The sequence below is a fragment of the Catenibacterium faecis genome (genome assembly GCF_014306455.1).
GTDB classification, from domain to species: Bacteria; Bacillota_I; Bacilli_A; order Erysipelotrichales; family Coprobacillaceae; genus Catenibacterium; species Catenibacterium mitsuoka_A.
In genome coordinates this window covers 1-13,120 of sequence record NZ_JACRWG010000061.1, presented here as the reverse complement: position 1 = coordinate 13,120, position 13,120 = coordinate 1, and the positions used below count along the sequence as shown (strand labels likewise).

The 13,120-nt window shown below is 29.8% G+C and carries 11 protein-coding genes; 9 read left to right on the top strand and 2 right to left on the bottom strand.

Going from position 1 to position 13,120, the window contains the following annotated elements:
• Positions 1–384, bottom strand: a 384-nt coding sequence (locus tag H8909_RS11070) for a hypothetical protein (protein WP_202985963.1), incomplete at its 3' end; no start/stop codon positions are given.
• Positions 385–1,069: 685 nt separating this feature from the next.
• Positions 1,070–1,840 carry an AlbA family DNA-binding domain-containing protein gene (locus H8909_RS11065; RefSeq protein ID WP_187012877.1) on the bottom strand — a complete coding sequence of 257 codons (771 nt, stop codon included), beginning with the start codon at positions 1,838–1,840 and terminating at the stop codon, positions 1,070–1,072.
• A 166-nt stretch (positions 1,841–2,006) separates the two neighbouring features.
• On the opposite strand from H8909_RS11065, the gene H8909_RS11060 reads away from it, so the two are divergent.
• The 9 genes from H8909_RS11060 to H8909_RS11020 all read left to right on the top strand — a co-directional run bounded on the left by H8909_RS11060 (position 2,007) and on the right by H8909_RS11020 (position 12,869).
• Complete coding sequence (locus tag H8909_RS11060; protein ID WP_238928280.1) at positions 2,007–2,702, top strand: tRNA modification GTPase; 696 nt, start codon at positions 2,007–2,009, stop codon at positions 2,700–2,702.
• Positions 2,703–3,164: 462 nt separating this feature from the next.
• Entirely contained in the window at positions 3,165–3,242 is a 78-nt protein-coding gene (gene kdpF, locus H8909_RS13790; RefSeq protein ID WP_187012878.1) for a K(+)-transporting ATPase subunit F, read from the top strand.
• Between the two features lie 27 nt (positions 3,243–3,269).
• Positions 3,270–3,665, top strand: a complete 396-nt coding sequence (locus H8909_RS11050; protein WP_187012876.1) for a hypothetical protein — start codon at positions 3,270–3,272, stop codon at positions 3,663–3,665.
• A 14-nt stretch (positions 3,666–3,679) separates the two neighbouring features.
• Complete coding sequence (locus tag H8909_RS11045) at positions 3,680–5,422, top strand: potassium-transporting ATPase subunit KdpA (RefSeq protein ID WP_187012875.1); 1,743 nt, start codon at positions 3,680–3,682, stop codon at positions 5,420–5,422.
• Between the two features lie 11 nt (positions 5,423–5,433).
• The gene (kdpB, locus tag H8909_RS11040; protein WP_187012874.1) at positions 5,434–7,491 is read left to right on the top strand and encodes a potassium-transporting ATPase subunit KdpB; all 2,058 of its coding nucleotides are present in this window, start codon (positions 5,434–5,436) and stop codon (positions 7,489–7,491) included.
• Between the two features lie 10 nt (positions 7,492–7,501).
• Positions 7,502–8,119: a potassium-transporting ATPase subunit KdpC gene (kdpC, locus tag H8909_RS11035; RefSeq protein ID WP_187012873.1), complete on the top strand. Its 618-nt coding sequence runs from the start codon at positions 7,502–7,504 to the stop codon at positions 8,117–8,119.
• A gap of 134 nt (positions 8,120–8,253) precedes the next feature.
• Entirely contained in the window at positions 8,254–8,991 is a 738-nt protein-coding gene (locus H8909_RS11030; RefSeq protein ID WP_187012872.1) for a response regulator, read from the top strand.
• Entirely contained in the window at positions 8,984–10,945 is a 1,962-nt protein-coding gene (locus H8909_RS11025; protein ID WP_187012871.1) for an ATP-binding protein, read from the top strand. Before H8909_RS11030 ends, H8909_RS11025 begins: the two co-directional genes overlap by 8 nt.
• 22 nt (positions 10,946–10,967) lie before the next feature.
• Positions 10,968–12,869 carry a sensor histidine kinase gene (locus H8909_RS11020; RefSeq protein WP_238928279.1) on the top strand — a complete coding sequence of 634 codons (1,902 nt, stop codon included), beginning with the start codon at positions 10,968–10,970 and terminating at the stop codon, positions 12,867–12,869.
• Positions 12,870–13,120: the final 251 nt, after the last annotated feature.

The following is a 13,120-nucleotide window of genomic DNA, read 5'->3' as shown; positions in this document are numbered from 1 at the left end:
TTCGGCTTTAGTCAGAGCAAATACAGCGTCTACGCCATATTTCTTGCCTATTGGAATCATGGACGTTCTGCAGTATTCCCATGTAATATTATAAACTTTCTGCATTTCATTAAGTTGTTCAGCATAAGTTTTTCGTTTAACCTTATCTTTAGAATTACCATACAGAAACAGTAATTTACGGTATCTCTTTGTACGCATAAGCTGGTTATAATTCTTTCTCATAAGACCTGCAAGTTCGTTGCCTGCTTTGCGTATCTTATCAGAAAGGGCCACTACTTTAACTACATCAGAATAAGGCATATCGGTTTCTACAGCCAGGATATGCCTGTCAGAAAGCTTATGAAATTGTTTAAGATGTCTTTTATGTTCTTTATCAGTTATCATTTTTCTGCTCCTTAATATTATCTTAATTACTGTAGATACAAAATATCCTCTAGAACATAAAATACCGCATCCTGCATAGAATTGTATTAATTGTGAAAATGCTTTGAATAGTTCAATAGCACTTATATCTTTAAAAGTTCTTACAGCATCACAGGCAGCAACAGTTTATGATACATCTACAAAGATATGTATATGGTCAGGCTTCACTTCAAGAGCCTTAATGTGGTAATAGATTTTTCTGTAATATCTATTTCAATATCTCCTCTACATTACCTTTTAATACCAGAAATATGAATTTAGAATACCTGATGATGTGATACTGTATCAGATATTTTCAATACAAAGCAAGTCAAGAAATATGATACTCTCTCCTTCCTCAGCAGAATAGATACGTGCAGGGTTTTCAAGTTCTGTTTTCTATCCAGCAGGAATGGAAATATTTATTTGTACATTGTCACTTTTAGTTCGTGCCATTACTTTTTCCACAACTTGAATGATATGCTGAATTATTAGGATTACACTGTTCTGCATGGTTATTATTGTTCGCTATATGTGCAACATTATTAGGATTTTTCTGATTACAGTGATGGTTGTTTTGTTGTATGTGTGTTTATATCATAGTTACTTTTACTAATGATCTGTTTACTTTCTATACTTTAATATACATAGATTATATATCATTTTTCTAAGTATTTATCAAGTAAAATGTGGCTTTCATCCCACACGCAAGCGTGTGGGTTTTTCGCCACAAATTTATAACACTACCTTCATATTCTGCTTCATCTAGTGCATCTAAAACACCACTACTTTTATTTAAACCATTCCATCTTGTACAAAATAATCTTGAATGATGTACAGGGCTATCATCTACAATTAAAGAACCAGCTATAGTAAGATAACCTTCCTCATCAGCCAATCCAAATGATATTAAATTCTTTTCGTCAAAACTATAACCTGTCCACTTCTTATATCTTTCCCTTAGTTTTGAAAAAGAATAATCTCTTATTTTATACATAGATTTTTGTGAATCATATGATTTATTACGGCCTCGTAATACTAATCTTTGAAGTTCCGTAGGAGAGGCTTTAACACTCTCATTTCCAATTCGTATATAAGCTTCTAAAGATCCATCATTATAATAGTAATAAGGCGTTTCATCACCTTTAAATACCTCTAAAATAATTAGAATATTATCTTCTACTTTACGAAAAGACATTTTAAATTCAGGAATTGGATTTAACTTAGTTTTGATTATTTCACTAATTTTTTCTGCATCTTTAACTGGATTATCTAATCCTATGATTTCATTTTCATCAGATATTCCAAAGATTAAAGCGCCACCTAATGTGTTCGCAAAAGCACTAATACTCTTACACCAGCTTTTTGGTTTTCTCAACTTAACCTTTAATTTCTTGTCATATTCTGTTGTTTCACCTACTAGATCATTTATTCTCATTCAAAGTACCTGCCTTAATTTTCTGTTCACTAATATATACTCAAGATATTAAGAATTTTCTTTAAATAAACTAAAGATAAACGCAAAGTTTAAGAAAAATGTTGCTACTAGATCATCAAATTAAGCTTAACATCAGATTTCTTAGCTTATTTCTTAGCTTACAAGCATGAAGGATGGTATTTCTACTGTAATTGTAGGTAAACCTAATGTAGGTAAGTCTAGTTTATTGAATGCATTATTAGAAGAAGATAAAGCCATCGTAACCGATATTGCAGGAACAACTAGAGATGTAGTAGAAGGTTCTATTCGTTTAAATGATATTGTATTAAATATGATTGATACAGCAGGTATTAGAGAAACAGAAGATAAGATTGAACATATGGGTGTTAAGAAGTCTTTATCTTTGATTGATCAGGCTGATTTAGTACTAGTTGTATTAGATGGTTCTAGACCAATAGAGGCAGAAGATAAGGAATTATTAGAACGTACTGAAGGATTGAATAGAATTGTATTAATCAATAAGTCTGATAAGGGCTGTGTGATTGATACAGAAGGTATTCATATTAGTGCTAAAGAGAATCATATAGATGAACTCATTCAACATATTAAAGATGAGTTTGACTTTAGTGCTATTACTAATTCACAGGCACAGGTACTTGCAAATCAAAGACAGGTACAGTTACTAGAGAAAGCTTCACAGTCATTAAATGTTGCGATTCAGGCAATGGAGGATGGTATTCCTACAGACCTGATTGTGACTGGTTTATATGATAGCTGGGAGAACTTAAAAGAGATTTTAGGTGAACAGGCTAAAGAAGATTTATTGGATGAATTGTTTAAGAGATTCTGTATAGGGAAGTAAAAAGATCCTCTAGGTATGATAACAGATTTTCCACTTACTAATTACTTCCTGACAGAAAGAGAATATTCAGTTACAAAATATAAAATTAACTGTAGACTATTCATTATGTATAACATAAAGAAAGCAGCATGATATTCAAAAGCGAATTTTATGCTGCTTTTTTAAAACTAGCACTATGTTTAGATGCTATACCAATACATAGGATTAATGTCAGCTTATTTTGCAATGTGGATATTTAGTTTTAATTTAATTTTAATTTTAAGTTCTTTTTTTAATCCGATTTTAATTCTGAAAGTATTAAAATACTTCTGTCCTAAGGATAAAGATATTGTGAAATCAATAGTGAGGAGGAAATTTATGATTGATGTAATCATGTTAGCTATTTTAGTTATTTCGTTTTTTCTTATGACAGGGTTTGTAAATTGGATTGATAAAGAATTAAAAAGATAGAGGTGATTGTAAATGTTTATTATGGTAGTAATTATTATATTACTTTCTTGTTATCTTTTGTATGCTTTGATAAACCCAGATAAATTTTAACTTATATTATAAAAAGGGGATGGTAATATGAATACTATACTCAACGGCGATGAGGAAAATGAAAAATACTTTTGTTTAGAAATGAAAAAGCTTATTTGTTCTGGTAAATCACAAGAAGCTATTCAAATTATTTGCAATTTTATGTCAAAACATCCAAATTCTGCTATACCTCATAATTTATTAGGGATTATATATGAAAAAAAATGCAATCATATTTTAGCAATGAAACATTTTAGAGCGGCGTGGTGTTTAGATCCAACTTATTTTCCTGCTCAAGAAAATATATCTAATTTTAGTAGTTTTGAACCGATGCATAGATTTTTTTATGAAGAGTCAGACCGTTCTAAAAGCGAGCAAAAATATGAGATTAAATATGATAGTAGACATATCGGACATGTTGTTGAAAAAAATAAATTTATGTAAATGGAGGGTCATTTATGGTACAGATAGTTTGTACATTATTATTGTTTATGGTTATCATCTTTCCGATTGGAAATTATGTTTACCATGTGTCTGTTGGTAAGAGAACATTTGCAGATCCAGTATTTGATAAAATGGATAATTTTGTGTTTAGGATAATAAAAATAGATACATCAACGATGACTTGGAAAAAATATGCTATGTCATTATTGTTGGTCAATTTATGCCTAGTTTTCATTGGGTATTTAATTTTAAGAATTCAATCAATTGGATTTTTAAATCCTAATGGTATTAGTGGTATGGAAGAATCATTGTCTTTTAATACCATTATATCTTTTATGACAAATACGAATTTACAACATTATGCTGGAGAATCTGGATTATCATATTTATCTCAAATGCTTGTGGTTATTATGATGATGTTTACTTCTGCTGCAACGGGTTTTTCTGCATGTATTGCTATGATTAGAGGATTGTTAGGTAAAAAAATGGGTAATTTCTATGTTGATTTTATCCGAATCATTAACCGATTTTTATTGCCTTTATCAATGATTATTGGATTATTTCTTGTATGGCAAGGTGTTCCACAAAATTTGAATTCAAATATTGAATTAACAACAATAGAAGGAAAAATTCAAGAAATTGCATGTGGTCCCATGGCAGCATTAGAATCTATTAAACATTTAGGAACAAATGGTGGTGGATTTTTAGGTGCCAATTCAGCTACACCTTTAGAAAATCCGACAATTATTACAAATATTATCGAATTATTTTCAATGATGATTTTGCCGGTTTCTTGTATTTTTGTATTTGGTAGAATGGCATATGATAAGTATGAAGAATCAAAAGCAAATAACAGCGTTTATACTTTGTCAAATAAAAATTGTAATAAATCAAACAAGGTGTGGATGGGCAAGGAAGGAAAAACAATTTTCGTTGCTATGTCAATATTATTTGTTATTGGTTTAGGAGTTTGTTTTTGGAGTGAATCGCAAGGAAACCATGCAGTAGCACAAGCAGGTATCACAGAAACTCTTGGTAATATGGAAGGAAAAGAAGTAAGATTTGGTGTTGCACAATCCGCATTATTTACTACTGTGACAACATCTTTTACAACTGGAGCCGTCAATAACATGCATGATACATTAACGCCATTAGGTGGATTAGTTCCATTAATGCATATGATGTTGAATGTTGTTTTTGGTGGAACTGGTGTTGGGCTTATGAATATGTTAATCTATGCCATTATTGCCGTGTTTATTTGTGGCTTGATGATTGGTAGAACACCCGAATATCTTGGTAAAAAAATTGAAGGAAAAGAAATGAAACTTGCAGCTTTATGCATTATTATTCATCCATTATTGATTTTAGGTTTTAGTGCTTTAGCTGTATCTATTCCAGAAGGTGTTAACGGTATTACGAATCCTGGTTTTCATGGTTTATCACAAGTTTTATATGAGTTTGCTTCATCAGCAGCTAATAATGGTTCGGGTTTTGAAGGTTTAGTAGATAATTCATTATTTTGGAATATGAGTTGTGGTATAGTCATGTTTTTAGCTCGATATTTACCAATAATCATTCAACTAGGTATTGCTGGTAGTTTGATGAATAAAATAGATATTAATGAATCTACAGGAACTTTAAAAACAAATACTCTAACATTTTCAATTATATTAGTAATTGTTGTTTATATTTTTGCAGCACTAACATTTTTACCTGCAATTGCATTAGGCCCAGTTGCAGAGCTGTTGACATTATAGGAGGAATAAAAATGAGTAAAAAAGAAAAGAAGCAATTTATTACGAAAGATATCTTCTATTCTTCAATTAAAGGTGCTTTTACAAAGTTATCTCCAAAATATATGATAAAAAATCCGGTTATGTTTGTTGTTGAAGTTGGATTTATTTTATGTACAATATTAGTTTTTTTTCCTCATTTATTTCATGATGAAGGAAGTAATTTAAGCCTATATAATGCAATAGTTGCGATTATTTTGTTTGTCACATTATTGTTTGCAAATTTTGCTGAGTCCGTTGCTGAAGGACGTGGCAAAGCACAAGCAGATACTTTAAAAAAGACAAAAAAAGATACGAAAGCACGTTTGATTTTAGATGATGGATCTGAAAAGGAAGTATCTAGTAGTGAACTAAAAAAAGGTGATATTGTACTTGTTAAAACTGGTGAATTAATTCCTAGTGATGGTGAAATTATAGATGGTATTGCTAGTGTTGATGAATCGGCGATAACTGGTGAATCGGCTCCTGTCACAAAAGAAGCAGGAGGAGATTTTGCTTCAGTTACCGGGGGAACTACTGTTGTTTCTGATTGGATTAAAATTGAAATATCAACAGATCCAGGTCATTCGTTCTTGGATAAAATGATTTCTATGGTCGAAGGCGCTTCTAGAAAGAAAACTCCAAATGAAATTGCCTTGAATACTTTGTTAGTATCTTTAACTATTATATTTTTAATAGTAATCGTCACTTTATATCCTCTCGCTACATACCTAAATGTTAAAATTCCAATTTCAACGTTAGTAGCATTAACAGTATGCTTAATCCCAACCACAATTGGGGCATTACTTAGTGCAATTGGTATTGCAGGTATGGATCGTGTCACTAGATTTAATGTTATTGCACTATCTGGAAAGGCAGTAGAAGCATGTGGTGATGTTGATACAATGATTTTAGATAAAACAGGTACTATTACATTCGGAAATAGATTGGCGAGTGATTTTATTAATGTTGACGGTGTAGATGAAACGGATCTTGTGAAATATGCATGTATTGCATCGTTAAAAGATACGACACCTGAAGGGAAATCAACAGTAGAATTAGCTGAAAAGATGGGAGTTACATTAAATATTGATGATTACAAGCATGCAACATTTATTGAATTTACAGCTAGTAGCAAAATGAGTGGGATTGATCTTGAAGATGGTACTAAAATAAGAAAAGGCTCTGGTGAAGCCATTATTGATTATGTAAAAAATTTAAATGGATTAATTCCTTCTGATTTAAATGAAAAAGTGGAAAGTATTTCAAAATTAGGAGGGACTCCGTTGGTAGTTTGCGCTAATGACAAGATTCTAGGTGTTATTTATTTAAAAGATACAGTAAAACCAGGATTGCCAGAAAGATTTGATCGTTTACGTAAGATTGGTATTAAAACAATCATGTGCACAGGGGATAATCCTTTAACAGCTGCAACTATTGCTGCTGAAGCTGGTGTTGATGGCTATATTGCTGAATGTAAACCTGAAGATAAAATAGAAGCAATAAAAAAAGAACAATCATTAGGGAAAATTGTAGCTATGACTGGTGATGGAACAAATGATGCACCAGCCTTAGCCCAAGCTAATGTAGGAATAGCAATGAATAGCGGAACTACTGCTGCCAAAGAAGCAGCTAACATGGTAGATTTAGATTCGGATCCAACGAAAATATTAGAGGTAGTAGAAATTGGTAAGCAATTATTAATTACAAGAGGATCATTAACTACATTTTCTATGGCAAATGATATTGCAAAATATTTTGCAATTATTCCAGCAATTTTTACAATTGCAATTCCACAAATGAACGTCTTAAATATTATGGGACTTAGTTCTCCATCAAGTGCGATTTTATCGGCATTAATCTTTAATGCGATTATTATTCCCTTCCTAATACCGTTAGCTATGAAAGGTGTCAAATATAAACCTATGAGTGCATCTAAACTATTAGGAAGAAACATGATGATTTATGGTTTAGGAGGCGTTATTTGTCCATTTATTGGTATTAAATTAATTGATATTGTCATTTCACCATTACTTGTTTTTTTAGGATTATAGGAGGATGTTTATGAAACATTTATTTAATAAATTAAAAACACCATTTAAGTTATCATTAGTAATGTTTGTAATTTGTGGATTGATTTATCCTATGTTAATGACAGGGTTATCTCAAGTTATCTTCCCACATCAAGCAAATGGAAGTCTAATTGAGTTGGATGGAAAAGTTATAGGTTCTGAACTCGTTGGACAAGATTTTACGGATGAGAGATTGTTTCATTGTAGACCTTCTGCTGTAAATTATAATACTTTCACACAAAACGAAAAAGAAAGCAAAGGACAAGTTTTACCATCATCTGGAAGTGAAAATTTAGCATCAAGTAATCCTAAATTAGAAAAAAGAATTAATGATGATATAGAAAAATTTCTACAGGAAAACCCTACGATAAAAAGAGAAGATATTCCTGCAGATATAATAACGGCATCTGGATCAGGATTAGATCCACATATTTCTGTTGATGCTGCTAATGTTCAAATTGATAGAGTGTCAAAAAATACGCATATTTCTAAGGATGTATTGAAAAAATTAATAAAGGATAATACTGAAAATAAATTACTTGGCATCTTTGGCGAAGAAAAAGTTAATGTGTTGCAATTAAATCTATCTTTAATAAGAGAAATCAAATAAAGTTAAAATCGATTTTTCTATCATTACTAATAAAACAAAGATAGTATCTTATTGCTATAGAAATGATAGTCTAAATAATTCTTTATTTGGTTTTTTAGAAATGTTATAGTATAAAGAAATTTACACGAACGGAGATGAACACTGTGAATAATTTGACGAATGTATTAATAGTTGAAGATGAGTCCGCCATACGAATTTTAATATCAACTGCATTAGAAACAAATGGTTATAATTTCGAAATGGCTACGAATGGTAGTATGGCGTTGTCATTACTAGTTAAACATCAATTTGATATTATTTTGCTTGATTTAGGTTTGCCAGATTTAGATGGAATAGATATCATAAAAAAATTACGTACGTTTTCATTTACTCCAATTATTGTAATTAGTGCCAGAAGCAACGATGATGACAAAATTAGAGCCTTAGATATGGGAGCGGATGACTATTTAACTAAACCATTTAGTGTAGAAGAATTGTTAGCTCGAATTCGCTCAACTTTGAGAAGAATTCAGTACAAAGAAAATACATTAAATAATGATGATTATTTTGTGAATGGACATTTAAAAATAGATTATATTGCTCAATCTGTATATGTAGATGATAAAGAAATTCATTTAATGCCTATTGAATACAATCTATTGTGCTTATTATCCAAAAATATAGGAAGAGTATTAACACATCAGTATATATTAGATAAAGTATGGGTTAATTCTATTGAATCTGATTTATCTTCATTAAGAGTTTATATAACTTCTTTAAGAAAAAAAATAGAGAAAATATCAAATGAAAAATACATACAAACACATGTTGGGGTAGGTTATAAAATGATAAAAATAGATAATTCTGATGTTGAGGATAAAAATAATGAGTAATCAAAATACTGATTCTATCATGGTATGTCTTTCTCCTTCACCATCCAATATCCATGTAATTCGTGTTGCTAGTAGTATGCTGCGAAATAAAAAAGACCATTTTTATGCATTGTATATATCTGATACGAAAAGGACATTAAGTGATTCAAATCAGGAACAGCTAGATAAAAATATTGCTTATGCAAAACAATTAGGAGCAGAGGTGGAAATTGTTTCTTCTGAGGATATAGCGGGTGAAATTTTTAAATTTGCTAATATATATAAAGTAAATAAACTTGTCATCGGAAAAAATATGAATATGAGATTGCATCTCTTTCAAAAACCAATTGATCAATATTTATTAGATAATATTGAAGACATTAATTTAATTATCGTGCCAGTAAAAGAAAATAGAATATTCAAGAGATTAAACAATAAAAGTAAATTGACACTAAAATCGATTGTTACTAGTATTCTTATATTATTTATCTGTACAGTGGTTGGCTTTGTGTTTTTTAAAATGGGATTTCATGATTCTAATATTATTATGATTTACTTAATTGGTGTTTTATTGATTGCCTTAATTACATCAAATATCATATGCAGTGTCGTTTCATCGATTGCTAGTGTTATTTTATTTAACTTTTATTTTACACTGCCTATATTAAGTTTATCTTTTTATGATTCATCTTATTTAATGACATTTGTAATTATGATTATAGTTGCTTTTTTAATAAGTACACTAATGAATAAAATTCAATTAACAGCTGCAAGTTATGCTAATATGGCTAATGTTTCTCGTATTTTATTAGAAACAAACCAGCTTTTGCAAAAAAGACAATCTGTGGAAGATATATTTAATTGTGGATGCAAACAATTATCAAATTTATTTAATAGAGATATTGCGTATTTTCCAATTGAGAAGTCTTCTATACAAAATCCTATTCTGTTTCCCAAAAGGGAAAATTCTTGTTGTAAAGAGTTTTTGAATGCTAATGAGATAGGCGTTGCAAAATGGGTAGCAATCAATGGAAAGCATGCAGGAGCGACAACTCGTTATTTATCAGGATCAAAGAGTATCTATTATGCTGTATTAACGGATGATAAAATATATGGAGTTATAGGTATTTATTTAGGTAACGATGTTTTAGGATCATTTGATAAACGTATTTTATTGGCTATATTAAGTGAAATGGCTATATGCTTGGAAAATATAATAAGTAATGAAGAAAAGAATGAGGCTATTATAAAAGTAAAAAAAGAGCAATTTAGATCTGATTTACTTAGGTCTATATCTCATGATCTCAGAACACCGTTGACTTCGATATATGGTAATGCTGATGTGTTGTTAAATGATAATGGTAATTTGAAGAATGATAAAAAAAATGCTTTATACAAAAATATATATGACGATTCTTTGTGGTTAATCAATTTAGTAGAAAATCTATTATCAATGACTAGTATAGAAGATGGTAGCGTGAAATTAAGAATAGAACCAGAAGTTATAGAAGATGTAATTGATGAATCATTAAGTCATGTTAGTAGAATCAAAGATAATCGTAAAATTAAAGTGAATATTGCTGATGATTTTTTAATGGCGGATATGGATGCGAGATTAATTGTACAGGTCTTAATAAATTTAATTAATAATGCGATAAAATATACAGAAGATGAATCAACAATTTCTATAAACGCTTATCAAATAAAAAATAATGTGTATATTGAAGTGTGTGACAATGGAAGTGGAATAAAAGATGTTGATAAAAATAAAATTTTTGAAAAATTCTATACTGTAAATCATTCTGTTGTTGATAGTAAGAAGAGTATGGGACTAGGTTTATCATTATGTAAATCAATTGTTGAAGCACACGGTGGTGTTATATCTGTAAAAGATAATCATCCAACAGGGGCTATTTTTACATTTAGTTTACCGGCTACAAAGATAACTATAAATAAAAACATGGTTAATTGTTAAATAATATAAGGAGATGTTAGTATTGGAAGAGGCGAGAAATGGAGAATTAACAATTTTTTTTGGATATTGTGCAGGAGTTGGAAAAACCTTTTCCATGTTAAATACAGCTCAGCAAAAATCTGTTGAAGGTGTAGATGTAGTAATTGGATATATAGAAAGTCATGATAGACCAGATACGCAGAACCTAACATATGGATTAGAAAAAATACCGACTAAAGAGGTACTTTATAAGGGACATCATTTTTCTGAGTTCGATTTAGATAAAGCATTAGATAGACACCCTCAACTAATACTAGTTGATGAATTAGCTCATACAAATGCGCCTACTTCTAGACATAAAAAAAGATATAGTGATATTGAAGAATTATTGCGAGCAGGTATAGATGTTTATACAACTGTAAATGTACAACACATAGAAAGTTTACACGATGTTGTAGAAAGTATTACAAAAGTAAAGGTAAATGAGAGGATTCCTGATTATATATTTAATGATGCAGATGATGTTAAGCTAATAGATGTTGATATAAATGATTTAATAGAAAGGTTAAAACAGGGTAAAATATATAGTAAGACACAAGCAAAAAGAGCGTTAGAGAATTTTTTTATAAAAGATAATTTAATAGCATTACGAGAAATTTCATTAAGGAAATGCGCTGATCGTATAAATTTATATGCAAAAGATGAAAATAAGCAATTTCTTAAAGAAAAAATATTGGTTTGTTTAGGAACATCACCAACGAATCAAAAAGTAATTCGAACCGCTTCTAAAATGGCTCAAGCATTTCATGGAGAGTTTACAGCTTTGTACGTTGAAAATTCTGATTCACAAGAATTAGATTTAAAAGCTTTCCAACAACTCGAAAAAAACATTTCTCTTGCAAAGGAGTTACAAGCAAACATTGTATCTACATATGGTGATGATATTGCCTATCAAATTAGTCAGTATGCTAAAACAGCAGGAGTATCTAAATTAGTTTTAGGACGTTCATATCAAAAAAAATCAATTTTTAATAAACCAACGATAGTAGATAAATTAACAAAATTATCTCCTAATTTAGATATATATATTATTCCAGATAACAATTCGAGCAAGCAAAATCTAAACAGTGTAAAATATCAATATCAAAATTTTTTTCGATTTTCAACTCGGGATAGCTGTATTTCAATAAGTACACTATTGATTATAACTATCTTAGCATATTTCGCACAAATTGCGGGATTTGATATTACTACGATTATATTATTATACGTATTATCATCATGTATTATAGGTAGTTTAACATTACTTCCTATTTATAGCTTTATAATACCGTTTATAAATGTATGTTTAATAAATTATTTATTTTTTGATCCAAAATATTCTTTGGAACTAATTTCATCAGAATATGTTATGGTATTAATTGTAATGATTGTCGTTTCCTTTATTATAAATGTTTTAAATTTTGAATTAAAGAAGGGAAAAAATAGCGCATCTTTACGTGCTTATAGCATGGAGGTTTTGTTAGAAACAAGCCAAAAATTACAACAAGCAAAAACTTATAATGATGTTATGAAAGAAACATGTGTTCAATTAAATAAATGGTTAAAACGAATTATTATTTTTTATCCTGTAAATAGAAAAATGTTAGATAAACCATATATTTATAATCCGAATAATCTTTTGGATGATAGCAATATATTTTTGACAGAAAAAGAAAGAACAGTGGCAAAATGGGTTTATATAAATAATAAAAATGCGGGTCCAACCACTAGCACATTGCAAGAAGCAAAGGCTTTGTATTTATCTATTCGGCGAAATGATAAAATATATGGTGTTATAGGAATAGATATGATTAGCAACAAAACGTTAAGTCTATATGAAAAAAAATTAATTAAAACAATTTTAAATGAAGTTTCTCTAGCAATGGATTCTTTAGAAAGATGATAAGAAACACTCAAATGATTGTGATGTGTACCCATAATCCTGGACACGTTAAAATCCAAAGAACCTAAAATTGAACTTTGAAATCAACTTGCATATTAAAATACTAGATGCTATTATTTGATTGCAAATTGGTGAGTATTCCGCTAATGGAAGACCACTCGTTACAGTAGAGAAGTCCACTCAATACGCTGGACAAGTCCGCCTCACCAAAAAATTGAATACGGTTGGAAGTCCACAATTAATTTGAAAAA

What these genes read in the sequence shown, in the direction of transcription:
- H8909_RS11065 (WP_187012877.1), bottom strand. Translation starts at nt 1,840, where the DNA reads ATGAGAATAAATGATCTAGTAGGTGAAACAACAGAATATGACAAGAAA.
- H8909_RS11060 (WP_238928280.1), top strand. Translation starts at nt 2,007, where the DNA reads ATGAAGGATGGTATTTCTACTGTAATTGTAGGTAAACCTAATGTAGGT.
- kdpF (WP_187012878.1), top strand. Translation starts at nt 3,165, where the DNA reads ATGTTTATTATGGTAGTAATTATTATATTACTTTCTTGTTATCTTTTG.
- H8909_RS11050 (WP_187012876.1), top strand. Translation starts at nt 3,270, where the DNA reads ATGAATACTATACTCAACGGCGATGAGGAAAATGAAAAATACTTTTGT.
- H8909_RS11045 (WP_187012875.1), top strand. Translation starts at nt 3,680, where the DNA reads ATGGTACAGATAGTTTGTACATTATTATTGTTTATGGTTATCATCTTT.
- kdpB (WP_187012874.1), top strand. Translation starts at nt 5,434, where the DNA reads ATGAGTAAAAAAGAAAAGAAGCAATTTATTACGAAAGATATCTTCTAT.
- kdpC (WP_187012873.1), top strand. Translation starts at nt 7,502, where the DNA reads ATGAAACATTTATTTAATAAATTAAAAACACCATTTAAGTTATCATTA.
- H8909_RS11030 (WP_187012872.1), top strand. Translation starts at nt 8,254, where the DNA reads ATGAACACTGTGAATAATTTGACGAATGTATTAATAGTTGAAGATGAG.
- H8909_RS11025 (WP_187012871.1), top strand. Translation starts at nt 8,984, where the DNA reads ATGAGTAATCAAAATACTGATTCTATCATGGTATGTCTTTCTCCTTCA.